This is a genomic window from uncultured Tateyamaria sp. (assembly GCF_947503705.1).
In the GTDB taxonomy this organism is placed as follows: domain Bacteria; phylum Pseudomonadota; class Alphaproteobacteria; order Rhodobacterales; family Rhodobacteraceae; genus Tateyamaria.
In genome coordinates this window covers 679,776-703,078 of sequence record NZ_CANNES010000001.1, presented here as the reverse complement: position 1 = coordinate 703,078, position 23,303 = coordinate 679,776, and the positions used below count along the sequence as shown (strand labels likewise).

Annotated in this window: 24 protein-coding genes; 10 read left to right on the top strand and 14 right to left on the bottom strand. The window is 59.8% G+C overall.

The window, feature by feature from the left end:
- Nucleotides 1–16: 16 nt before the first annotated feature.
- The gene (locus tag Q1A44_RS03500; protein ID WP_299619725.1) at nt 17–469 is read right to left on the bottom strand and encodes a GAF domain-containing protein; all 453 of its coding nucleotides are present in this window, start codon (nt 467–469) and stop codon (nt 17–19) included.
- 74 nt (nt 470–543) lie between these two features.
- Nucleotides 544–1,716: an acetyl-CoA C-acyltransferase gene (locus Q1A44_RS03495; RefSeq protein WP_299619722.1), complete on the bottom strand. Its 1,173-nt coding sequence runs from the start codon at nt 1,714–1,716 to the stop codon at nt 544–546.
- A gap of 91 nt (nt 1,717–1,807) precedes the next feature.
- Between Q1A44_RS03495 and Q1A44_RS03490 the strand changes: the two genes are divergently transcribed.
- From Q1A44_RS03490 to ggt, 3 genes are all read left to right on the top strand, one after another.
- The gene (locus Q1A44_RS03490) at nt 1,808–2,146 is read left to right on the top strand and encodes an STAS domain-containing protein (RefSeq protein ID WP_299619719.1); all 339 of its coding nucleotides are present in this window, start codon (nt 1,808–1,810) and stop codon (nt 2,144–2,146) included.
- Between the two features lie 28 nt (nt 2,147–2,174).
- Complete coding sequence (locus Q1A44_RS03485; RefSeq protein ID WP_299619716.1) at nt 2,175–2,636, top strand: ATP-binding protein; 462 nt, start codon at nt 2,175–2,177, stop codon at nt 2,634–2,636.
- Nucleotides 2,637–2,945: 309 nt separating this feature from the next.
- Complete coding sequence (gene ggt, locus Q1A44_RS03480) at nt 2,946–4,520, top strand: gamma-glutamyltransferase (protein WP_299619713.1); 1,575 nt, start codon at nt 2,946–2,948, stop codon at nt 4,518–4,520.
- A 31-nt stretch (nt 4,521–4,551) separates the two neighbouring features.
- On the opposite strand, the gene hspQ is transcribed toward ggt, so the two are convergent.
- Nucleotides 4,552–4,878: a heat shock protein HspQ gene (gene hspQ, locus Q1A44_RS03475; RefSeq protein ID WP_299619710.1), complete on the bottom strand. Its 327-nt coding sequence runs from the start codon at nt 4,876–4,878 to the stop codon at nt 4,552–4,554.
- Nucleotides 4,879–4,962: 84 nt separating this feature from the next.
- Between hspQ and Q1A44_RS03470 the strand changes: the two genes are divergently transcribed.
- A complete protein-coding gene (locus Q1A44_RS03470) occupies nt 4,963–5,844 on the top strand; it encodes an AEC family transporter (protein ID WP_299619707.1) in 882 nt (293 codons plus the stop codon).
- A 69-nt stretch (nt 5,845–5,913) separates the two neighbouring features.
- Nucleotides 5,914–6,504, top strand: coding sequence for a transglycosylase SLT domain-containing protein (locus Q1A44_RS03465; protein WP_299619704.1), 591 nt, complete (start codon nt 5,914–5,916; stop codon nt 6,502–6,504).
- Here Q1A44_RS03465 and Q1A44_RS03460 read toward each other — a convergent pair.
- The 4 genes from Q1A44_RS03460 to Q1A44_RS03445 all read right to left on the bottom strand — a co-directional run bounded on the left by Q1A44_RS03460 (nt 6,501) and on the right by Q1A44_RS03445 (nt 12,786).
- The gene (locus Q1A44_RS03460; RefSeq protein ID WP_299619701.1) at nt 6,501–7,091 is read right to left on the bottom strand and encodes an outer membrane lipoprotein carrier protein LolA; all 591 of its coding nucleotides are present in this window, start codon (nt 7,089–7,091) and stop codon (nt 6,501–6,503) included. The two genes, Q1A44_RS03465 and Q1A44_RS03460, sit on opposite strands and share 4 nt — an antisense overlap.
- 87 nt (nt 7,092–7,178) lie before the next feature.
- Nucleotides 7,179–10,031, bottom strand: coding sequence for a DNA translocase FtsK (locus Q1A44_RS03455; protein ID WP_299619698.1), 2,853 nt, complete (start codon nt 10,029–10,031; stop codon nt 7,179–7,181).
- Nucleotides 10,032–10,044: 13 nt separating this feature from the next.
- Nucleotides 10,045–11,226, bottom strand: a complete 1,182-nt coding sequence (locus Q1A44_RS03450) for an aminotransferase class I/II-fold pyridoxal phosphate-dependent enzyme (RefSeq protein ID WP_299619694.1) — start codon at nt 11,224–11,226, stop codon at nt 10,045–10,047.
- Nucleotides 11,227–11,448: 222 nt separating this feature from the next.
- Complete coding sequence (locus Q1A44_RS03445; RefSeq protein WP_299619691.1) at nt 11,449–12,786, bottom strand: amidase; 1,338 nt, start codon at nt 12,784–12,786, stop codon at nt 11,449–11,451.
- Between the two features lie 108 nt (nt 12,787–12,894).
- Here Q1A44_RS03445 and Q1A44_RS03440 point away from each other — a divergent pair, with 108 nt between their 5' ends.
- The gene (locus Q1A44_RS03440; RefSeq protein WP_299621366.1) at nt 12,895–14,121 is read left to right on the top strand and encodes an FAD-dependent monooxygenase; all 1,227 of its coding nucleotides are present in this window, start codon (nt 12,895–12,897) and stop codon (nt 14,119–14,121) included.
- A gap of 56 nt (nt 14,122–14,177) precedes the next feature.
- On the opposite strand, the gene Q1A44_RS03435 is transcribed toward Q1A44_RS03440, so the two are convergent.
- The 4 genes from Q1A44_RS03435 to Q1A44_RS03420 form a co-directional block, all read right to left on the bottom strand.
- On the bottom strand, nt 14,178–14,354 hold the full coding sequence (locus Q1A44_RS03435) for a Trm112 family protein (protein WP_299619687.1): 177 nt from the start codon (nt 14,352–14,354) through the stop codon (nt 14,178–14,180).
- A complete protein-coding gene (locus Q1A44_RS03430) occupies nt 14,351–14,992 on the bottom strand; it encodes an LON peptidase substrate-binding domain-containing protein (RefSeq protein ID WP_299619684.1) in 642 nt (213 codons plus the stop codon). Before Q1A44_RS03430 ends, Q1A44_RS03435 begins: the two co-directional genes overlap by 4 nt.
- A 27-nt stretch (nt 14,993–15,019) precedes the next feature.
- Nucleotides 15,020–15,937: a co-chaperone YbbN gene (locus Q1A44_RS03425; RefSeq protein WP_299619681.1), complete on the bottom strand. Its 918-nt coding sequence runs from the start codon at nt 15,935–15,937 to the stop codon at nt 15,020–15,022.
- Between the two features lie 435 nt (nt 15,938–16,372).
- Complete coding sequence (locus tag Q1A44_RS03420) at nt 16,373–17,161, bottom strand: exodeoxyribonuclease III (RefSeq protein ID WP_299619678.1); 789 nt, start codon at nt 17,159–17,161, stop codon at nt 16,373–16,375.
- Nucleotides 17,162–17,287: 126 nt separating this feature from the next.
- On the opposite strand from Q1A44_RS03420, the gene Q1A44_RS03415 reads away from it, so the two are divergent.
- Nucleotides 17,288–18,055, top strand: a complete 768-nt coding sequence (locus Q1A44_RS03415) for a hypothetical protein (RefSeq protein ID WP_299619675.1) — start codon at nt 17,288–17,290, stop codon at nt 18,053–18,055.
- Between the two features lie 234 nt (nt 18,056–18,289).
- Here Q1A44_RS03415 and Q1A44_RS03410 read toward each other — a convergent pair whose 3' ends face one another.
- Nucleotides 18,290–18,976, bottom strand: a complete 687-nt coding sequence (locus tag Q1A44_RS03410; RefSeq protein ID WP_299619672.1) for a response regulator transcription factor — start codon at nt 18,974–18,976, stop codon at nt 18,290–18,292.
- A 162-nt stretch (nt 18,977–19,138) separates the two neighbouring features.
- On the opposite strand from Q1A44_RS03410, the gene ribA reads away from it, so the two are divergent.
- Both ribA and Q1A44_RS03400 read left to right on the top strand, forming a co-directional pair.
- Nucleotides 19,139–20,227: a GTP cyclohydrolase II gene (gene ribA / locus Q1A44_RS03405; protein WP_299619669.1), complete on the top strand. Its 1,089-nt coding sequence runs from the start codon at nt 19,139–19,141 to the stop codon at nt 20,225–20,227.
- 104 nt (nt 20,228–20,331) lie between these two features.
- Nucleotides 20,332–20,826: a L,D-transpeptidase family protein gene (locus Q1A44_RS03400; RefSeq protein WP_299621362.1), complete on the top strand. Its 495-nt coding sequence runs from the start codon at nt 20,332–20,334 to the stop codon at nt 20,824–20,826.
- Nucleotides 20,827–20,842: 16 nt separating this feature from the next.
- Here Q1A44_RS03400 and Q1A44_RS03395 read toward each other — a convergent pair whose 3' ends face one another.
- Together Q1A44_RS03395 and Q1A44_RS03390 are read right to left on the bottom strand one after the other, a co-directional pair.
- Nucleotides 20,843–21,490 carry a YggS family pyridoxal phosphate-dependent enzyme gene (locus Q1A44_RS03395; protein ID WP_299619666.1) on the bottom strand — a complete coding sequence of 216 codons (648 nt, stop codon included), beginning with the start codon at nt 21,488–21,490 and terminating at the stop codon, nt 20,843–20,845.
- A 126-nt stretch (nt 21,491–21,616) separates the two neighbouring features.
- Nucleotides 21,617–22,519, bottom strand: a complete 903-nt coding sequence (locus tag Q1A44_RS03390; protein ID WP_299619662.1) for a porin — start codon at nt 22,517–22,519, stop codon at nt 21,617–21,619.
- A 250-nt stretch (nt 22,520–22,769) separates the two neighbouring features.
- Here Q1A44_RS03390 and Q1A44_RS03385 point away from each other — a divergent pair, with 250 nt between their 5' ends.
- Nucleotides 22,770–23,276: a DUF3576 domain-containing protein gene (locus tag Q1A44_RS03385; protein ID WP_299619659.1), complete on the top strand. Its 507-nt coding sequence runs from the start codon at nt 22,770–22,772 to the stop codon at nt 23,274–23,276.
- Nucleotides 23,277–23,303: the final 27 nt, after the last annotated feature.

Genomic DNA, 23,303 nt, shown 5'->3' with positions numbered 1-23,303 from the left:
AAATCAAGTCAGATTTTCAGCCTTGTGCAAAAACCATGTGCAGAACGTGTGCCAGCGCCGCAGCGTCTTCTTGCGTGAAGGCGTCCGCCTGATCGCTGTCGATATCGAAAACCGCGATCAACGCCCCCTGCTTGTCCCAGACCGGCAACACCAGCTCGGACCGGGTGGAAGACGCGCAGGCGATGTGCCCGTCGAACGCCTCGACATCGGGCACCAGTTGCACTTGGCCCGTTCGGGCCGCCGCACCACAGACCCCGCGCGAAAATGGAATTTGCAGGCACCCATGCCCACCCTGATACGGCCCGATCTTGAGCATCTCGGGGCCTGTCACCCGGTAGAACCCCGTCCAGTCAAAGCGGTCATCGCTGTGATGCACCTCGCAAGTCACTGTCGCCATCAGCGCCACGCTGTCTGTTTCACCTGTCGTGAGGCTTTGGATCGTTTTTGCGAGAGTTGCGTAATCCGGCATGGGAATTATCCTTTGCAACCGTAGGGCTGGGGCGCTGCCCCGGACCCCGGAAGTATTTTTGGAACAATGAAGGGTCAGGCTCGCTCAATTGCGATGGCTGTACCCTCGCCACCGCCGATACAGATGGCAGCCACTCCGCGTTTGAGCCCTCGTTTCTCCAAAGCATTGAGCAAAGTCACCATGATCCGCGCACCCGATGCTCCGATAGGGTGGCCCAGCGCACAGGCCCCACCGTTAACGTTCACGATGTCATGGCTCAGCCCCATTTCCCGCATGAAGGCCAGCGGGACGACGGCAAACGCTTCGTTCACCTCCCACAAGTCCACATCGTTCTTGTCCCAACCGATCCGATCCAGCAGCTTTCGGGCTGCGGGCACGGGTGCTGTGGTAAATAGGCCGGGCGCTTGGGCGTGGCTGGCGTGCCCCAGGATATGTGCTCGGATCATGAGCCCTCGGGCCTGCGCCGCGTCCTCAGATGCCAACACCAGTGCCGCAGCCCCATCGGAGATTGAGGAGGCATTGGCCGCCGTTACCGTGCCGCCTTCGCGGAAAGCGGGCTTCAGGTTGGGGATTTTTTCGGGGCGCGCGGTGCCGGGTTGTTCGTCTTGAGTGACCTGAACGGCCCCTTTGCGTGATTTCACCTCGACCGTTGCCAATTCACCCTCGAACGCGCCTGAGGTTTGGGCCGCCTGCGCCCGGGCGAGCGACGCCAGGGCATATTCGTCCTGCACCTCGCGGGTGAACTGATAGGTCTCGGCGCAGTCTTCGGCGAAGGTCCCCATGAGGCGACCTTTGTCATAGGCATCCTCCAAGCCATCGAGGAACATGTGATCGACGACCTGCCCATGACCCAAACGGGCCCCGCTGCGCATTTTGGGCAGCATGTAGGGGGCGTTTGTCATGCTCTCCATCCCGCCTGCGATCATTGTATCGGTCTGGCCCAGCGCGATCTGGTCAAAGGCGATCATTGCTGCCTTCATCCCTGATCCGCACATCTTGTTGAGGGTTGTTGCGGGCACCTCGTCGGTCAGACCAGCGGCAAACCCGGCCTGGCGGGCGGGCGCCTGACCTTGGCCTGCTGGCAGGACACAGCCCATCAGAACCTCGTCTACCGTGGTCAAGTCTGCGTTATCAAGCGCCGCCTTGATGGCCACACCGCCAAGCTCTGCGGCCGTCATGTCGGACAAGGCCCCTTGAAACCCACCCATCGGGGTCCGGGTGGCGGCAACGATCACAACTGATTTCATTTCTCATCCCCCTGCCCGCATCGGAGCAACTGATTGGTAAGATTTAGCCCTTACACACGAAATTGAGACATGGAATGCAAGAGGCGCTGGAATGGAACTTAGCAGTCGATCCGAGGAAAACCTACAGGTTGTCCGCGTGCATGATACGCGAATTGACGCCGCGGTCGCGATTGAATTCAAGGATGAAATGCGGGCCAAGACGGATGGGGGCAGCGATACCGTTGTCCTGGATCTGAGCGCGGTCGAGTTTATCGATTCGAGCGGCCTGGGCGCAATCGTCGCCGCGATGAAACACATGGGACAGGCCCGCAAACTGGCCTTGGCCGGGCTGACGCCCACCGTCGACAAGGTGTTTCGCCTGACCCGAATGGACAGCGTGTTCAGCGTATTTCCGACGCTGGATGGCGCACTGACCGAACTCAAGTCATGATCCCGTGCTAAATATGAAGGCCGTAGTGATGACCACAAGTGACACGTTGCCCCCATTTCGCGTTTCGGTTCAAAGCAGTCAGATAGCTGTGCGGACCGCACTCAAGGCGCTGCTTGACGGATTGGCACCGCTTGAACTGGACGTGGAAGAATCAGGCACGGTCGAGCTTGTGATGGCCGAGGCACTGAACAATATCGTCGAACATGCCTATCCCGAGGGAGACGCGGCGGGGCCGATCAATATCATGTGCAAACATGCCAAGGATGGGCTGCACCTGAAGGTCGTCGATCATGGTCGGGCCATGCCAGACGGGCAGACGCCTGTCGGTGCCGCAGTCGATGTGGACGTCGCCTTGCAGGACATGCCAGAGGGTGGCTTTGGCTGGTTCCTGATCAAGGATCTGGCCAAAGAGGTGCGGTACGAGCGTTCGGACTGGGAAAACCAGCTGATGTTCCGCCTCGCTGTCGCGACAAAGGGCTCGGCCGCCTGAATTCCTCAACACAGCTCTCAGGGAAAGGCGTGGGGTCGAACCGCGCCATTTCGCGCGTCTCGACCCCACGCGTTGTGATGTGTATCAGTTTCCAGAAAACGCCGCGCAGGGACCACATTCCTGCCTTGATCGTAAAGCATGTTGGACATTGTAGCTGCATATAGCTTCCCTCGGCGTCGCGTTTAACAGCCCCCACCCAGTGCGCGGCGCCGAGGAACTCTTTTCCCAATATTCAAGTGGACATCCGCGTCGCCCCGATTACGTTACGGCGCATTGCAATGCTTCCGAAGTAACTGAAAAGGCGATCTGATGCGCGACTTCCATTTCCCGGGGCGCTCGCCCGTCTTGGCGACCTCTGGCATGTGCGCCACATCGCATCCTTTGGCCGCGCAAACGGCGGTCGAAATTCTGAAATCCGGTGGAAACGCAATGGATGCCGCCATCGCAGGCGCCGTATTGCTGGGCATTTGCGAGCCTCAGATGACGGGGCTGGGCGGTGATTGTTTTGTCCTGTGGTCGGACGCCAGCGGCAAGGTTAATGCAATGAACGGGTCTGGCCGCGCACCGGCCGCCTTGAACGCAGCCGAGTTGCGCGATGCAGGCCATTCGGTCGTGCCGGTGCACAGCGCCCATGCCGTCACGATGCCCGGCGCCATCGACGCTTTTTGCACCTTGTCGGAAAAGGTCGGCAAGCTCGGTCTGGATCGCGTTCTAGCGCCTGCGATCCACTATGCTGAAACCGGCGTGCCCGTTGCACCGCGCGTCGCCGCAGATTGGGCGCAGGACGCGGGCACGCTGCAGGGAACGGCGCGCGATCTATTTATGGTGGGCGGGAAAATCCCGCAGCCCGGTCAGGTTTTTGCGGCCCCGGGACAGGCAGAGGTATTGCGCCGGATCGCCAAACAGGGGCGCGACGCGTTCTATACTGGCGAGGTGGCCGACGACATGCTGGCGGTTCTGACGGCGATGGGTGGTACCCACACGTCTGAGGATTTCACAAACACCCGTGCGACGGAAACCACGCCAATCAGCGGCCCGTACAAAGGGATCGATCTGGTGGAGCACCCGCCAAACGGCCAAGGTGCAGCCGCCAATCTGATGCTCAACATCCTTAGCCATTTCGACATTGCGGCCATGGACCCCTGGGGCAGTGAACGCGCCCATATCGAGGCCGAAGCCGCGAAACTGGCCTATGACGCGCGCAACCGTTTCATTGGGGACGCAGATTACACCACCCGTGTCGAGCATCTGTTGGATATGGGCACCGCCACCAAACTGGCAGGCCTGATCGATCCGAAAAAGGCGATGGACGGGCCAGCGGCGCTTAGCGAGCAGGTGCACAAGGACACAATCTATATCACCGTGGTCGACCGCGACGGCATGGCCGTGTCGTTGATCTATTCGATTTTCCACGGGTTCGGGTCAGGCATCGCCTCGGACAAGTTTGGCATCCTGCTGCACAATCGCGGCGCGGGTTTCACCTTGGAAAACGGGCATCCGAACGAACTCCAAGGTGGAAAGCGCCCCATGCACACGATCATTCCGGGCATGCTGGCCAAGGACGGTAAACCGTTCATGCCATTTGGGGTCATGGGCGGGCAATATCAGTCAAACGGACACGCCCGCTTTGTCACCAACGTCACCGACTTCGGGATGGATCCGCAGGCCGCCATCGACGCGCCGCGCTGTTTCTCGGATGCGGGTGATATGAAAGTCGAGCGGAGCTATTCCGACACAGTCCGCGCGGAGTTGAGCGATATGGGTCACAGGGTGATCACACCCGACACGGCCATCGGCGGGGCGCAGGCGATTCTGATGCGCGATGATGGTGTGCTGGAAGGGGCAAGTGATCCGCGCAAGGATGGGTGCGCGCTGGGGTATTAGGCCTGTAAGGCGGGGGTGTCCCCCGCCACCGTCAGTTCAATTGAAAGTGCAGCGGGTATGACCCATCCTCGAACGGCCCAAACAGGTCCGGGATATCGGGATGATCCACAGGCTCGCCAGAATAGTCCGCGACCAGGTTCTGTTCCGACACATAAGCCACGTAATAGCTTTGGTCGTTTTCAGCGAGAAGATGATAGTATGGCTGCGCCTTTTTCGGGCGGCTGTCCTCAGGGATCGCCTCGTACCATTCATCGGTGTTGGAAAACTCGGGATCCACGTCAAAAACCACGCCCCGAAAGGGGTGTTTCTTGTGGCGGACGACTTGGCCCAGATGATATTTTGCGCGTGTTCTCAGCATAACTTGCGCCCCCTAACGTCCGTGACTACACGGTGCAAGGGACAGTTGTCCAATAATTGAGCGCATTTTTGCTGGAAACAGTCTGTGAACCTGACCGTAACAGTCCTTGAAATTGTCGCACCGGTGTTTTTGCTGGCCGGAATTGGCTTTGCCTGGGTCAAGTTTGGCCTCGAATATCGCATTCAGTTCGTGACCCAGTTGGCGATGACTCTGTCGCTGCCTTGCCTGATCTTTGTGTCGCTGATGCAGACACAGATTGACCCGGCCGCACTTGCATCTCTCTCCTTCGCGTCCATCGTCTCTTATGCCATCGTGACAGTCGTTTTTCTGATTGTGGTCCGAGTGCTCAAGCTTGAGATGCGGACCTATGGCGCGCCGCTGATCTTTGGCAATACCGGCAACCTCGGCCTGCCCCTAGCCCTTTTCGCCTTTGGCGATGTGGGCCTCAGCTATGCGATTATCGTCTTTGCGATCATGGCGCTCTGGTCCTACACATTTGGGATCTGGCTGGTGGCCGGGGCCGGATCGCTGGGCAAAGTCCTGCGCGAACCGCTGGTCTGGGCAACAGTCCTGGGCGCTGTTTTCCTGTGGCAAGGGTGGGAAACACCGAAATTCCTGACCAACACCCTGGAATTGGTCGGCCAAATCGCGATCCCGGTGATGTTGATCACCCTTGGCGTGGCCGTGGCCCGATTGTCAGGTCGCGGCCTGGTTCAGGCGGTTGCCTTGTCCCTGGTCAAACTGGGGATGTGCGTGGCCATTGCCGGGGGTGTCGGGCGTTATTTCGCACTTGATCCAACGGCCTTTGGTGTTCTCGTCTTGCAGGTGGCAACGCCGGTTGCCGTTACTTCGTATCTGATTGCCGAAAAATACGGGGCGGATGCCCAGGCAGTTGCCGGGCTTGTCGTCGCCTCGACCCTGATCTCTGTGGGCGCGCTTCCGCTTATCTTGGCGGCGGTTCTCTAACAAAACGTGATTTCCCAAAGCGGGAAAATCAGTTAAACTACAAAAAAATATAAAAAGCGAGTGAGGCAGATGAGCAGACTCTTTCGCGCATTGGCATTGGTACTATTGGCAGCCAGCTGTGGCGGCGGGTCGGGCACGGCCCCCAGACAGCTGGATAACGCCTGTTCCATCGTCAAAGAGCGCCCCGAATATGTACGGGCCTTCAAGGCGGCAGAGCGCCGTTGGGGCGTGCCCGTGCACGTCCAGATGGCCACGATCTATCAGGAAAGCAAATTCATATCGAACGCGCGCACGCCGTTTCGATATGCCGCTGGTGTGATCCCGATTGGTCGCCAATCCAGCGCTTATGGCTATTCCCAAGCCCTCGATGGCACTTGGAAGGAATACGTTCAGGACACCGGCAGCCGCACGGCCCGTCGCGACCGCATTCGGGACGCGACGGATTTCATGGGATGGTACATGGCCGAAACTCAGGAACGCCTTGGCATTCCGGTCAGTGACACGCGCAATCAGTACCTCGCCTATCACGAGGGCCGCTCGGGTTTTGCCCGAGACAGCTATCGCAACAAGGCCTGGCTTGTCCGCGTGGCGGGCGAAGTAGATGCCCGTTCAAACATGTATGCCGCACAGCTTCAGCGGTGTCGGGTGCGCGGGCTTTAATTGTCGCGGCGTGGCGGATTGAACAGGCGGTTAGGTAACTGACCGCCTGTGGTCATTTCACCAAGGATAACGGTGGTGCGGCCACCGCCACTGTCGTTGACGATCCATTGGCGCAGTTGGACGGGCGTGTCTGTAAACTTCATCTGTATATTGCCGTATTCCGGGTTCTCAGGATCTTGCGCTGTCACAACCGTGGCCGTCCCATCAAAGTCATGGCCCACCACCATATCCGCCTGGCCGAGATTCACATTCCGCGCCAGAATGATGGACAAAGGTGTGCGCCGCAGTGGGTAAGTCTCTGGCGCTTGATTTGATTTGTTGTCCACGATGTAGACGGCATTGGCACTGGCCAGCACAAGCGCCTCATTGGGTGGATCATATTCAAACCGCATTCGGCCCGGCCGTTTGATATATACGGTGCCGGTGTCAATCGTCCCATCGTCATTGATTTGGGTAAAGCGGCTTTGCGCGGTTTTAAGGTCGTTCAAATAATCTGAGATTGTGGCCAGCGGCAATTGATCCGCCCAAGCCCCCGGTGCCGCCATCATTGCCACGGCCACTGCCGCCACCTGTTTCAACATACGCATACCACTCACCTTTTTCCGGCTTTTATCCTTGGCCACAGATATAGGGCCAAGGGCGCTGATATGCGATATCAATTGGCGGTTTGGTGCTTAACCCTGCTCCGGCACGAGGATTTCACGCTTGCCCACATGGTTTGCCCCACTCACGACGCCTTCGTCTTCCATCTGTTCGACGAGGCGCGCAGCCTTGTTGTAACCGATGGCCAATTTGCGCTGGATGTAGCTGGTCGAACACTTGCGATCCTTGATCACAATCGCCACCGCCGTGTCATACAGCGCATCTTCACCGTCCGTGTTCCCGCCAAGGCCCAGCACTTGGTCAATGCTGTTTTCCTTGTCTTCCGGCGGCCCTTCGACCACGCCCGAAACGTAATCCGGCGCGCCAAAGGCCTTGAGGTGGTTCACAATTTCCTCGACCTCTTCGTCGCTGACAAAGGGGCCGTGGCAGCGCGTGATCTTGGCCCCGCCCGCCATATAGAGCATGTCGCCCATGCCCAGCAGTTGTTCGGCCCCCATCTCGCCCAGGATCGTACGGCTGTCGATTTTGCTGGTCACCTGGAACGAGATTCGCGTGGGGAAGTTCGCCTTGATCGTGCCGGTGATCACATCGACCGAAGGGCGCTGCGTGGCCATGATCAAGTGAATGCCAGAGGCCCGCGCCATCTGGGCCAGCCGCTGAATGCAGGCCTCGATCTCCTTGCCTGCGACCATCATCAGGTCCGCCATCTCGTCCACGATCACCACGATATAGGGCAATGCAACAGGCGTGATCTCTTCTGTCTCAAAGATGGGTTCGCCCGTGTCGTCGTCGAACCCGGTCTGCACCGTTCGGCTGAACATTTCATCCTTGGCGAGCGCTTCGCGGACGCGGCCATTGTATCCTTCGATGTTGCGCACGCCCATTTTGGACATCTTGCGATAACGTTCTTCCATCTCGCCCACGACCCATTTCAGGGCCACAACCGCTTTTTTAGGGTCTGTTACGACCGGGGACAAAAGGTGCGGAATGCCGTCATAAACGCTCAGCTCCAGCATCTTGGGGTCGATCATGATCAACCGGCATTCCTCTGGCGTCAGCTTGTAAAGCAGCGAAAGGATCATCGTGTTGATCGCCACCGACTTGCCGGAACCCGTGGTCCCCGCAATCAACAGGTGAGGCATCTTGGCCAAGTTCGCCACGACACTGTCGCCGCCGATATCCTTGCCCAAGGCAAGCGGCAGGCGCATATTGCTGTCGCCGAAATCGCGGCTCGACAGGATTTCGCGCAAGACTACCTTTTCGCGGTTCTCATTGGGCAGTTCGATGCCAATTACGCTTCGCCCCGGCACGGTCGAAACACGCGCCGACAGGGCCGCCATCGACCGGGCAATATCATCAGCGAGGCCGATCACACGGCTGGCCTTGAGGCCCGGCGCAGGCTCAAGTTCGTACATCGTGACCACGGGGCCGGGCCGGACCGAAACGATCTCTCCCTTCACGCCATAGTCATCCAGCACGTTTTCCAACATGCGTGCGTTTTCCTCCAACGCCTCGTCGCTCAGGTGATGGCGCTGAATCTCCACTGGGTTTTCCAGCAGGTTCAGGGGCGGCAGTTCAAAGCCGGGATGCGTATCCTCGAACCGCAGCGTCGGCTGCGCCTCTGCCTTAGCGCGGGTGCTCGGCTGTACGGGCTTGCGCACGGGCTGTTGCACCACTTTACGCGGCTCGGCGACGGGGATCTGGGGCGCTACAGCTGTGGGCTCCGGCATCATGGCTTCGGGTTCGAAGGCCATGTCCGGTTCAACTACCGGCTCTTCTGCCAAAGGCTCCGGTGCCGTGAATGCAGTTACCGCAGGCGCCACCCGAGCTGCTGTCAGCGGCGGTTCGGGCGGCAGGGTTGTCTGCGGCATGCTGTTCAGGACCAACGGATCGGGCCCGCGGCCACGCCCCTTGGTCAGCGGGGCAACGGATTCAATCTGGACCGCCGGGTTGGTCCGCACGCGCGACTTGATCACGTCCGAGATTTTGGCCTTGATCCGTTCTTCACCGGGGCCATCGCCAACGTCCACATCGCTATAAGTTTCGACCAGCTCGGGGTCGGGCATCTCATCCGGCATCTGTTCGGGCCGCTTGATCAGCGTCGGCATGCGCGACAAGAGGCTGGGTTTGGCGGGCTCTTCTTGAGGCTCATATTCCTCGTAAGCGGGCATGCTTGCGGCATAGGCTTCGGCCTCAACCGCCTCGGCATGGCGAGCAGCACGGCGTTCGGCCTGACGTTCTTGCATGACGCGGGCGGTTTGAACTGCGCTACTGGCGCCCCGGCCCAATGCGGTCATCACACCCGCATAAACCATCACCAGCCCCAAAAGCAGAAAGCGCACCAAGCGCGCCAATTCGGGCCGTGTAAAGCCCAGCACAAAGGCCCCAAAGGCCACAATGCCAATGCCCATCAAGAGCGACATCATCTTGACGGCAAAGCTTGATCCCAGGGGCAGAACCGTCAGGATCACGCCCATCACCGTATCGCCGAACAGCCCGCCCAGCCCAAAACCATGCGTGGCGGCCCATTCGGCCCCCGGCTGCAACGTCGCGGCATAAATCGCCCCAAAGGCCACCGCAATCGGGGCAAAGATCAAACGCCCCAGCGCCCGCTCGGTGCCCCAATGCAGGGTAAATCGCGCGCCCCAAACCAGCAAAACGACAGCAATGCCAAAGACGCCCCAGCCTGCGATCATGAACATCGGCGCGGCAATCGAGGCCCCGGTGCGACCCATCCAGTTTTGCACCGGCGCGTCCGTAGAGGCCATCCAGTTCGGATCGTCGGGCGTATAGCTCAGCATCATGGCCGCCGCCATCGCACCCAGGATCAGCAGAGCAATCCCAATCAGCTCGCGACTGCGTTTCTCAATCGCCGCCTGCATCCCATGATCAAAAAGCGGATCCCGTCGTGTCTGATAGGCCATGCGTCCCTCGTCTTTATTCTGTGGCGTAAAGAACGTCGCGAATGGCCATCAGGCCGCGTTCCGTCTCTGCCTTTGGGGCGACCAGGGCCGCCCGAATGTATGTGTCACCGGGGTTGAACCCGTCAATTTCGCGAGCGAGGTAGGCGCCGGGCAACACCCGCACGCCGGTTTCCTGCCACAGCTTCAGCGCCGCTGCCTCGCCATCCTCAACCGGCAACCACAGGAAAAACCCGGCCTCTGGGGCGGCATAGCCGGGCACGTTGCCCAGAATGCGGTCAGCCATGTCATATTTCTCGTGATACTGGGCGCGGTTATCAATCACGTGCTCTTCGTCGGCCCAGACAGCCGCCGCGGCATGCTGCAACGGAGTCGGCAAGGGCGTGCCCGCATAGGTGCGCAACTGCTTGGCCTCGCGAATAGTCGCAGCCCCCCCGACAATAAAGCCCGAGCGCAGGCCCGGCAGGTTCGACCGCTTGGAAAGCGAATGAAAGGCCACAACCCGCTCAGGGTCAGCGTCGCCAATGCATTGCAGCACGCCAACAGGTGGCACGTCGCGGTAAATCTCTGAGTAACACTCGTCGGCAAAGACCTGGAAATCATAGCGTTCGGCCAGCGCAATCAGATCACGCCAATATCCCGCATCTGCGACAGCCCCTTGCGGGTTCGCTGGCGAACACATGTAACAGGCAACTGTGCGGTTCAGAATATCGGGTGCCACTGACGCGTAATCCGGCAAATGCCCGGTGGCCTCGGTGGCTGGCACCAAAACAGGCTCCGCCCCCGCCGAAATCGCGGCCAGCATATAGACCTGATAAAACGGGTTCGGCATTAAAACGACAGGGCGCTGCCCATTTTTGACCTCGGGGCACAAGGCCATGCCTGCGTTGTAAAGCCCCTCGCGCGTCCCGTTGAGCGGCATCACATGCACATCCGGGTCCTTGACCACGTCATAGCGGCGCGCCAGCCAATCGCAAAACGCCGCCCGCAGCTCTGGAATGCCCTCGTTCGGGGGATAGTTGTTGAAACCCGCCGCATGTTCGGAAATCACATCCGTGACCCAGGCTGGAAAAGCATGTTTCGGCTCGCCAATGGTCATATGAACCACATCACCGCCAGGGGCGTGATGATCCAACAGCTCGCGCAGACGCGGGAACGCATAAGCCGGAAGGTTCGAAAACCGCTCGGGAAACTTCATAAAACTGCCTCAGGTTCGGGATCATTATTGCCCCGTTTGGATCAGGATACCCCAATCGCGCGCATCGCGTCCAGCAAAACAACCACACAAGGTCTCAGCCCGTGGCATATCCGCCAAATCCACACCCCTTGGCCTCAAATTTCCTGGGCGGAGGTAAAGCCCCCTCCAGAAAACGACCTAGCGAAGCCTCCAAAAAATATCCTCGTGTCAGCGCCCTTTGGATTACACCAAGGCCCTCTCTGCCGCGATGCCGATCCGAACCAGCGCCTCTTCGCAATTGGGCGCACCGTACAGCATGATGCCACAACTCGGCGTGCCTGTGGGCAAGGTCAGCGCACAAAGCCCCATCAGGTTACCGACCCGCGTGTTGCGCAGGGCCAGCAGGTTCTCGGTTTTGTAATAGTCGCTATCGCTGTTCAACCGATCCAGGTTCGGCGGCAGGATTGGAGCCGTGGGTGCCAGCACCGCGTCATAGCTCGCCATGCGCGTGTCCCAGGCTTGACGCGCCGCCTCTAGCCGGGCCCATGCCGCATGATAGTCCGGGGCAGAGAATGACGCGCCCAAACGGAACCTTTCCAAGATTTCAGGATACATCGCCTCGGGGTTGGCTTCGATCACATCGCGCCACAACCCATACACCTCACCGGGAAACAACGGACCAGCCATGGCCATCGCCCCGGTTTCGCCTACCAGCTCAGGCATCTCGACCTTTTCGACAATCGCGCCCGCCGCCTCCAGTCGCGCCACAGCACTTTCATAAGCCGCCAACGGCGCGTCGCGAATATCGTCCAACACGATGGATTGCAGGGCAGCAAAGCGGCGCCCTTTCAACGAAACACCGCGCATGTCAAAGGGCTTGCGCCCTTCCATCGCGGCCATCAACAAGCCGGCGTCCTCGACCGTCTTGGTCAACGGACCAACGGTGTCAAACTTGAGGCTCAGGGGCACGCAGCCCTCCAACGACAACCGCCCCGCTGTTGTTTTCAATCCCACCAGATCGTTCCAGGCAGACGGAATACGGACCGACCCGCCCGTATCCGACCCGATGGCCGCAGGTGCCAAGCCAAAGGCGACAGAGGCCGCAGCCCCGGAAGACGAGCCGCCCGGCACAGCCTCGGAGTCATTTACGCAAGGCGGAGTGCCGGTTGAAGGATTGTACCCAAGACCGGAAAACGCCAGTTCGCTCATATGGGTCTTGCCCAGACAGATCAGGCCAGCAGCGGATGCATTACGCAATACAGTCGCGTCGCGATCCGGCACGCGGTTCTTGAGCAGGTTCGACCCCGCTTCGGTGACGATCCCCGCCGTATCAAACAAGTCCTTCCAGCTGATCGGCACCCCATCCAGAGGCGACAGACGTTGGCCCGCATTTGCGCGGGCCTTGGCGGCATGCGCCTCGGCCATGGCGCGATCTTCGGTCAGGCGGGCATAAATGCGGTCACAAAGCGGATGCGCCTTGCTCCGCTCCAGGAAGGCATGCGTGAGGGCCACGGGATCCACAGCACCCGCCCCGATGGCCACACCCAGTTCCGCAGCGCTCTTGTCCAGCCAGTCTTGCATCTTGCCCTCCGTCGATAGTTGCCCTGACGGTAGCGACGTGCTGGCGCATGGACAATCCCATGCGGTGCCCCATAGTTCAGCCAAGCGAAACAAAGGCGTATCATGGCCATGAAACACGACTGCGATATCCTGATTGTCGGCGGCGGACTGTCTGGCCCGATCCTGGCGCTGGCGCTGGCCCGGACCGGTTTGCAGGTCGCGGTGATCGACGCGCTTCAGGAAAAGGTCCGTAAAAACGCGGATTTTGATGGGCGCAGCTACGCGGTGGCACTCACGTCGCAAAGGCTGTTGGCGGGCGTTGGCGTCTGGGACGCAGTAGCCGATAACAGCCAACCGATCCTTGAGATCAAGGTCACCGATGGTCGCGCGGGCGAAGGCCCCTCGCCCTTCTTCATGCATTTCGACCATGCCGAGATCGAAGAAGGGCCCATGGGCCACATGGTACAGGACAGGCATTTGCGGCGCGCTCTGCTTGACGCCGTGGCGGCCACCGAAGGGGTCACACACCTGTCTGGCGAAACGGTTACCGGCCAAACGGTTATTCCCGGTGGCATCGGCGTGACGTTGGCATCCGGCAAAACGTTGACCGGTGCGCTTTTGGTGGGTGCGGATGGGCGGGGCAGCGGCACCGCCACAAGGGCGGGCATAAAACGGACGGGCTGGGGCTATGGTCAAACCGCGTTGGTCTGCGCCATCGCCCACGAAAAGCCACATCACGGCATCGCTCACCAGTTCTTTATGCCCCCCGGCCCTCTGGCAATCCTACCCCTGCCCGGCAACGTCAGCTCAATCGTCTGGAGTGAAAGCGCAGAGAACGCCGCCGCCTTCCATGCGCTGTCGGATGCGGAATACCTGACAATGCTGCGCCCTCGTTTTGGTGATTTTCTGGGTGAGATCGGCCTGACGGGCCAACGTTACACATATCCGCTGTCCCTATCGCTGGCCGACCGGCTGATATCTGATCGCATGGCCCTGATCGGGGACGCCGCCCATGGCGTGCACCCCATTGCGGGCCAAGGCCTGAACGCGGGGATGCGCGACATCGCGGCTCTCGCAGAGGTAATCACTGATGCCATCCGCCGGGGCGAAGACCCCGGCAGCATCGCTGTGCTCACCCGCTATGAAGAATGGCGACGCTTCGACAACACAGCCCTCGCCATGGCGACTGACGCGTTCAACCGGCTCTTTTCCAACGACAGCGCCCTTTTGCGCGGGGTGCGGGACGTGGGCATGGGGGTCATCAACGCCCTGCCGGGCCTAAGACGCAGCTTCATCCGCGAAGCCGCCGGGCTGACGGGCGAATTGCCTAGACTGATGCAAGGCCGACCACTTTAGACGGGCGGCCGTAACATCCCGCAAGGAGAACGTGTGGTACCCCACAGCCCTCGGATTTAGCCTAGCGGGCGAGCCTCATCGACCAACATCACCGGAATACCGTTGCGAATGGGATAGGCCAGATTGGCACTTTCCGAGATCAACTCTTGCGCAGCCGCATCATAGCGCAGAGTCGCATGGGTCTGCGGACAGATCAGGGCCTCCAGCATCCGGCGATCTACGTTTACACTCATTGCATCATGTCTCCATCACCGCTGCGCAGCGCAAATTCAATCAAAGTCACCAAGGTTTCGCGGCGTGTGCTGAGCGAGGGGGCCTCCAGCAAAGCCTGCTTATCCTCGGCCTCAAAATCCAGCATCATGGACAGTGAGTTGATAAGCAACTCGTCATCCGCATCTTTCAACGTGTCCCAATCCGCAGACAACGACCGGGCATCAAAATAGCGCCCCAAGAGGTCAAGAAAGACCGGCCGGTCAAACTGGGCGTCCTCTTCGGAAACAGCCTGATCACGGTCAAAGCCGTCCCAATTCACATCACAACGGCGGTAAGGGGTGAACCCCTCAACCTCGCGCACCACACGGAACCGGGAAATGCCAGAGAGGGTGATCATATAACGGTTGTCCTCGGTTTCGGAAAACTGCGTGATCCGGCCCGCGCAGCCGATGGTATGCAGGCCCGTGCCGCCGCGCCGAGCGCCCTCATTGGGTTGGACCATGCCAATCAAACGCTCCGGCGTCTTGAGGGCATCATCGAACATCTGCAGGTAGCGCGGTTCAAATAAATGCAGCGGCAGGCGCGACCGTGGCAGCAAAAGCGCCCCGGGCAGTGGAAACACCGGTATCGTTCCGGGAAGGTTGGGCACTTTGATCATTTGAATCTAGCTAGCCCGGCGGACCGATCAGGCAAATATCATTGAGCTCAAACGCCGTCTTCCGTTCAGAACGATAGGATCATTAGGCTTGAGGGCGTCAAACACAGTGAAAAGCTGAGTCTTGGCCGCACCGTCATTCCACTCGCGATCGCGCTGGAACAAGTCCAACAGGGTATCAACCGCCCCCTCGGCATCACCGTTGGCGTGCAGAGCCTGGGCGAGATCAAAGCGGGCTTGGTGATCGTCCGGATCCGCCTCGACCGCCGCCCGCAACTCTGCCACGGGTCCCGCATCGGCTGCCTGACGGGCCAATTGCAGTTGCGCATGTGCCGCTTCCAGTTCGGGCGCAGTCGAGATTTCGGCAGGAGCACCGTTCAGGATCGCCTCGGCCTGGTCCAGATCGTCCATAGCGATATGCGCCCGAACAAGACCGCCATAGGCCGCCGCGTGCGCAGGCTCTTCGCCCAGGATCGCAGCAAAGGTCTGGGCCGCATCCACGGCTGCCCCTTCGGCCAACATTTCCTCGGCAGCCTCAACAGCGTCGTTCAGGCTGTCGGCCGGGGCCTCGCCGCCCGATGCCTTGATGACCCGATCAACAAAAGCAGTGATTTCGGATTGCGGCACAGCGCCCTGAAACCCGTCAACAGGCTGGCCTTTCCAGAAGGCATAAACAGTCGGGATCGACTGGATCTGCAATTGCCCCGCAATCATCTGCGCTTGATCCACATTGACCTTGACCATTTTAACCGCGCCTTTGGCGGCGGTCACGGCAGCCTCAAGCTGGGGGCCAAGGGTTTTGCAGGGGCCACACCAGGGGGCCCAGAAATCCACAATGATCGGCGTCGTTTGGCTGGCCTCGATCACGTCGGCCATGAAGGTGGCCTCGGTTGTATCCTTGATCAGGTCGGCTTCGGCGGGGGCACTGGACAATCCCAAATCCATCATCGTCTCATCCTCTAAATCAGTTGAGGCTTATATGGACCCGCGAGAAGGGCATGCCAAGGGGGCTAAACAACGCTTTGCCGGAACACGCGTCGCCCATACCGATGGCCTACCGCCGGGAAACAAGGATGCTTTCATAACCTGGGCAATGACCCGAAACTGTGCGATGATCATCGGACAACGGCCCAACGATGGTATCGTTGGGTGCTTGAAGTACCCTCATTCGCTATGTTGGCAAAGAGTTTGCGCGCATCTTCAATCCAGTCACCCTGGCTCAGCCTGAACAGCTCGAGCCTCTGTGCGAAGGACGGCATTCCCGTCGTCAACCCGGCGCGTCACGCCATTGCAGGTATCCAGACAGGTGCGCAGCAGGCCATCACGCGCTATTCAACGCATGTATGCCAGAGTACCCGCCCAACTTAGGGCAAAAGGCTGACGTCACACGTCAAAGGTCGCAAACACCGGGGCGTGATCGCTGGGCTTTTCCCACCCCCGCACGTCGCGCAAAATCCGGCTGGAATGCGCCGCGGTGGAAATGTCGCCAGTGGCCCAAACGTGGTCCAGCCGCCGACCCTTGTCCGCCGCACTCCAATCCTTGGCCCGGTAGGACCACCAGGAATAGAGCAGGCCTTCGGGGATGTCCTGCCGGGTGATATCGACCCAGCCGCCCGCGTCCTGTACCTGAGCCAAGTGTTCCACCTCAACAGGTGTGTGGCTCACGATCTTCAACAACTGCTTATGGCTCCAGACGTCATCCTCGCGGGGGGCGATGTTCAGGTCGCCCACCAGGATCGCCTTTTCGGGACGCTCCGCATGAAACCAGTCGCGCATGTCGGTGAGGTAATCCAGCTTTTGGCCGAACTTCACGTTCTTCTCGCGGTCCGGCACGTCGCCACCTGCGGGGACATAAAAGTTGTGGACGGTCACCCCATTCTCCAGCCGTCCGGCGATGTGGCGGGCATGGCCAAGCCCGGCAAAATCCTGGGCTCTCGATTCCTCCATCGGGATTTTCGACAGGATCGCCACGCCATTGTATCCCTTGTCGCCGCGCGCCACCATGTGGGTATATCCCAGCGCCTCGAACCCCGCGCGCGGGATCTTGTCGACGGGGCTTTTGCACTCTTGCAGGCAGAGCACATCGGGTGCCTCTTCTTCCAGCAGTTTCAGGACAATCGGTTCGCGCAGACGGACAGAATTGATGTTCCAGGTGGCAAGGGTAAAGGGCATGGGGCAAGCTCCGACACTAAGGTGCCGCGACCCTAACTTGGGCGCCTGCGCACTGCCAGCCAAGAAAGGCGTCTTGACAGAATAGCGGTGCGCCACACCATTCTGACCAGCAATCGGAGCGGGACCATGCGACGCAAGGCAAGTGTACTTCTGATGACGATCCTGTTGGCTTTGCCAGCACGGGCCGAGCTGTGGCACCGCCTCACGATCCAGGATTTCAGGGCCGTCAGTTTGGCCTATGACGCAGAAGTGTGCGGCATCTGGGTCGCAAATGAGGGGCCCGAGATCGTGCTCCTGAACACGGCCGGGCGCGAGGTGAAACGGTTCGAAACCGACATGCGTTCGGTGCGCAGTTTAACGGTTGAGGCGGGCGGCCTGCTGATCGCCAATGGTTGGGGTGACTTTCAGCGGATTGACCGGGAGGGGCAGCCCATCGACGCGGAATTTCGCCTGAATCGCACACTTTTTGACACCGAAGGATTGCACCGCGACGCCGATGGCAGCTTTCTCGTGGTGGAGGATGACCCGTCACGCCTGTTGCGGATCGCACCCGATGGCGCAGTGCTGATGGAGCTTTTTGGCGACCGGTTTGATCCGCCGATGGTCGAGCCGCAGGGAATTACCCGCGACCCTTATTCCGGCAACATTCTGGTCGTGGACGACAACGAAGGGCTCAACAGCCTGTTTGAGCTTGCCCCTGACGGACGGGTGCTGACGGTCACGCCGCTTTCAGCCTATGGCCGCGATGCAGAAGGCGTGGCGCTGCAACCCGAAACGGGGGTGGTGTTCGTTGGGTTTGATACGGGGCGGGCGCTGGCGATTTTTGACTGGCTGCCGAGCGAGACCACCATCGACACGCCGTTTGAACGGGGCCCGGATTGCGCAATCTCCTGACGTGCCGACCAGCGCAAACTGCGCCCGCCACGTCTTCTCTGTTCCAAAAACCCCTGGGTCTGGGGCAAACCTCCAGTCTTGCATCTGTCGTGCAACACACAAAAAAACCCGGGCACGCGGCCCGGGCAAGTCCAACAGGGAGGTACATGTCTTTGCCCAAAGGCCCCGGACATGCGCGGGATTACAGAGGATGCTAGCGGGCGGATTGGCCGCACGCTTTGATCCAGGTCAACATCACGACATCAGGCGATAACCACCGGACTCGGTAACGAGCAAACGCGCGTTGGAGGGATCGGGTTCAATCTTTTGGCGCAGACGGTAAATGTGCGTCTCAAGCGTGTGCGTGGTGACACCCGCGTTATAGCCCCAGACCTCGTGCAGCAGAATATCACGGGGCACGACGCCTTCGGTCGAACGATAGAGGAACTTGAGGATGTTCGTCTCTTTTTCGGTCAGGCGGATCTTTTTGTCGTCCTCGGTGATCAACATTTTGACCGACGGCTTGAAGGTATATGGGCCAAGGGTGAATACGGCATCCTCGGATTGTTCATGCTGGCGCAACTGGGCGCGAATGCGCGCGAGAAGAACCGGGAATTTGAAGGGCTTGGTAACATAGTCATTGGCGCCCGCATCGAGACCCAGAATGGTGTCGGCATCAGTATCGTGACCGGTCAACATCAGAATCGGCGATTTGACGCCCTGCTTGCGCATCACGCGGCACAGCTCGCGACCGTCGGTGTCGGGCAGGCCCACATCGAGGATGACAAGGTCATAGATCGCTTCCTTGGCCTTGACCAAAGCGTCCTGGCCGTTGCCTGCCTCGAACACGTCAAAGTCCTCGGTCATGATCAGCTGTTCGCTGAGCGCCTCGCGCAGGTCTTCATCATCATCAACCAGCAGGATTTTCTTCAATTGGGCCATGGGTATGTCCTCCCTCTTTCTTGCATCCTAGATGGTAGGTCACGCTAAAATCAGCAAGATTTTCGCCCGGCCTGTCACGCCCATGTGTCGGTTGCGCGTCAAATGTTTCAATTCGGGCGCGATTTGCTTATGTGCAGGGGACGCGTAAGGGATTTTTGTAACATGGGCCTTGCTCCTGATATCACCGAAATGCTGGCGCGGGCCGGGGCGGACCTGCGTATGGGTGTTCCTGTGGTGCTTGCGGGCCCGGTGTCTGTGCTGGCGCTTGCGGTCGAGACGCTGTCACCTGCGCGGCTGGCCGAGGTCATGGCGTTGGGCGGCGCGCCGGTTCTGGCGCTGACCGGGTGGCGGGCGCAAACACTCAAGGCACGGGCCTATGATGGGGATCTGGCGCGCATTGTCTTGCCACAGGATGCGACCCTTGCCTGGTTGCAGGCCCTTGCAGACCCCGCCGACGACATGTCTACCCCGATGAAAGGGCCGTTGACCAGTATCCGCGAAGGCGACGCCGCCGCCCACCGGGCCGCGATCCAGATGTGCAAGGCCGCGCGACTGTTGCCCTCGGCCCTGTGTCTGGAGATCAAGGACGGTGCAGGATTTGCCGCCCAGCACGGGCTGACCTGCCTGCCTTTGATCCTGGCGCAGCCCCTGCTTGCTGCCCGCAGCCCGATGTATCCCGTGGTGCATGCCCGGTTGCCAATCGAGGCATCCGAAGCGGGTCGTTTGCACGTGTTCCGCCCTGAAGATGGCGGAGAAGAGCATTACGCCATCGAAATTGGTCGCCCCGACCGCAGCAAACCGGTTCTGGCCCGGCTGCATTCGGCCTGTTTCACGGGCGACGTACTGGGCAGCCTGAAATGCGACTGCGGCCCGCAGCTCCGCGGGGCCCTCACCCAGATGGGGGCCGAGGGTGCCGGTGTGCTGCTCTATCTCAATCAGGAAGGTCGCGGGATTGGGTTGGCCAACAAGATGCGCGCCTATGCGTTGCAAGATCAGGGTTTTGACACAGTCGAGGCCAATCACCGCTTGGGGTTTGAGGATGATGAGCGGGACTTTCGCCTGGGTTCCGACATTTTGAAGGAACTGGGCTTTTCTTCTGTGCGCCTGTTGACCAACAATCCGGCCAAGGTCGCAATGATGGAGGCCAGCAACATTGCAGTAACCGAACGAGTGCCCCTGAAAGTGGGCGAGAACCGCCACAATAGCGCTTATCTCGCCACCAAGGCAGCCAAGTCCGGTCACCTGATGTAGCGGTTGCGTAATAAAAGATACGCCTACGGGGATCCGAGTTCCGTTTCCGTCAAACCCGTAAGGCAGGGGTGTCCCCCGCCATGGCGCGCGCTACACTGCCTTTCATGACAGCTGATGACCTTGTCCTTTCTCCCCGTGGTCTGCGTTTTCAGAACCGCGTTTTTCCGTGCAATATCGGACGCGGCGGCATCAGTGCGCACAAACGCGAAGGAGATAGCGCCACACCGACAGGTACACATCGCATCGTGGGTATGCTCTTTCGCCCTGATCGCATGGCCCGGCCAACGGAATGGGCCGTGCCCATCCGGCCTGGTGATCTGTGGTCCGACGACCCAGAGGACGAAGACTATAACATGATGGTGCGTGCGCCCTACACCCCCAGCCATGAGCGGTTGCGCCGGGCTGATCCGCTATATGATCTTGTGATCCTGACGGATTGGAATTGGCCTTATGCAGTGCCGGGGCGCGGCTCAGCCATCTTTATCCACCGCTGGCGGCGTCCAGGGTTCCCGACCGAAGGGTGCATTGGCCTTAATCCCACGCACCTGCTGTGGATCGCCAAAAGGATCAAGTTCAAGACCCGGCTGATCGTGCGCTAACCGCGGTATATCCCGTTCAAACGCGGTCGCCGAAAATGGCCGAACCCACACGAATATGCGTCGCGCCCAGCGCGATGGCGCTTTCAAAATCGCTGCTCATTCCCATGGACAGGCCGGTCAACCCATTCCGTTCGGCTATCTTCGCCAGCAATGCGAAATGCAGCGACGGTTCCTCATCAACGGGCGGGATACACATCAGCCCGGCAATAGGCAGATCAAGCGCACGGCACTCCGCCACAAAGGCATCTGCATCTGCCGGTGACACGCCCGCCTTTTGCGCCTCTTCCCCGGTGTTGACCTGGACAAAGAGGTCCGGGCACTGACCCATCTCTTGGGCAAGGCGGGCAAAGGTCTTGGCCAACTTGGGGCGATCCAGCGTGTGGATGGCCTGAAACAATTCCATCGCCTGACGGGTTTTGTTGGTTTGCAAGGGGCCGATGAGGTCGACTGTAATCTCGCCATAGGTCTCGCGGAATGAGGGCCATTTACCGGCCGCTTCCTGCACGCGATTTTCACCGAAATAGCGGTGCCCTTGATCCAACACAGCGGCAACGCGCGCGTCAGGCTGTACCTTGCTGACCGCAATCAGTTTCACAGACCCCGGTACGCGGCCTGCTTTGGCTTCGGCTTTTGATACACGGTCTTGGATGTCTTTCAGTGGCACGGGCATTCCTGATGCTGGATTGTCATGACGAAACACATAGAAGCGCATGTCCAAAGACAAGAGCGCACAAACGAAATGGGGCAGACCAAAAGGCCTGCCCCAAATCACACAAGTGATTAGATCAGCTTAGAAGCCGAACTGAACACCCAGGTCGGCAACAGTGTTGCCAGCGTTGTTTTGGCCGATACCACCGCGCAGGGAGACACCGCCGCCCAGCGAGTGACGGAAGCCAATCGCGACTGTTTCGTCAGCACCTGGGGTGCCGTTGTCCGAGTACACGAAACGGATGTCTGTAGCCGCACCGATGTCGTACTTGACCGAGAAGCCGTACGATGTGTCGGCGTTGCCGTCATAGTCAGCAACCAAGATCGAGAACGCCAGAGCGCCGATTTCGCCGCCGAACGATGCTGCGACGAAGTCGAAGTCAGTCGCGTCTTCGTTGCCGATTGCGATACCGGCCGAGTAGTTGCCGAAGTTGTAGCCAACACCGACTTGGTACTCTTCACCGCCGAGGGCGTCGTCTGTGTACGATGCGGAGACAGTGAAGTCGCCAGCTGTGTAACGCAGTTTGACTGTTGGAGCGACGAGTGTTTCGTCACCGCCGGAACCGAAGCCGGAAGCTGGCAGGCCAAAGCCCGACGACTGTTCAGCGAACGATGTCAGACCAACGCCATAGCCGTAGTAGTCAACAACGTCGCCGGAGTCGATTACGTCAGACACGTGTCCCACGTCCAGGCGGAAGCCGCCGGATGTGACAGCGAAACCAGCTGCGGAGCTTTGTGCACCGTTGGAGGCGCCAGCTGCGTTGTCGTCTGTTTGGAAACGGATACGACCTTCGAATTCAACGCCGTTGTCTGCCTCGGCAGTACCGGTGATTGTCAGGCGGAAACGCTGTTCGATGCGTGTTTCGTCTGCCAGACCTTCGTCATAGAACAGGCCAAAACGGCCGAAGCCGCCAAAGCTTACATCCGCGGCGGCCATGCCAGCTGTGGCGACCAGAGCGGTTGTAGCGAAGAGAACTTTTTTCATTGGTTTTCCCTCGGTTTTCAATTCACACGCCCTAACCGGGGAATCCGGAAGGGGATGAAGGGTGTTTCACCCATTTGCCCGATCACCTCAAGCGACGCATCACGCCGCGCCATAATTCCGACATAGGCTGGTGCAGCTTTGCCACAGTCAGGATTCCGACCTGAGGATTCGCCACATGCCCCGTGTACCTTGCGAGGGGGATTTAACTTGTCTATCAGAGTGTCTGAATACACAGGCGGTGAGAATTCCTATGGGCACACTCCAAACAAAGGCGCGGCTTACCAGCATCGTGGCCACGCTGTGCGTGGCTGCACTGGTCGCGGGATGCGGTCAACGCATCGGCGTCACGGACCCTGATGCAGACCGCATTATCGGCGACGGCGACAGCGCCCGCGAACGTGAGCAACGCAGCGGAACAACCTTGGGCGATGCCTTTCGTGCAGGGCGCAATGCCGAGGCCTCTGTTTCGGTTAACAAATACATCTGGTCTGCCACGATTGAAGTACTGGATTTTCTGCCGATCCAGACAGTTGATCCCTTTACAGGTGTGATTGTGACCGGGTTTGGTACACCTCCGGGCGGCGGCGGCACTTACCGCGCAACAGTCCTGATCAGTGACCCCGCCCTCGATGCGCGGTCATTGAATGTTGCGTTGCAAACGCGCTCTGGCCCCGCCAGCGCTTCGGCAGTGCGCGCGGTTGAGGATGCCATTCTCACACGCGCCCGTCAGCTACGGATTGCAGACAACAGGCTATAGCGCGCTTCAAGGGCCTTTCAGCGCGCC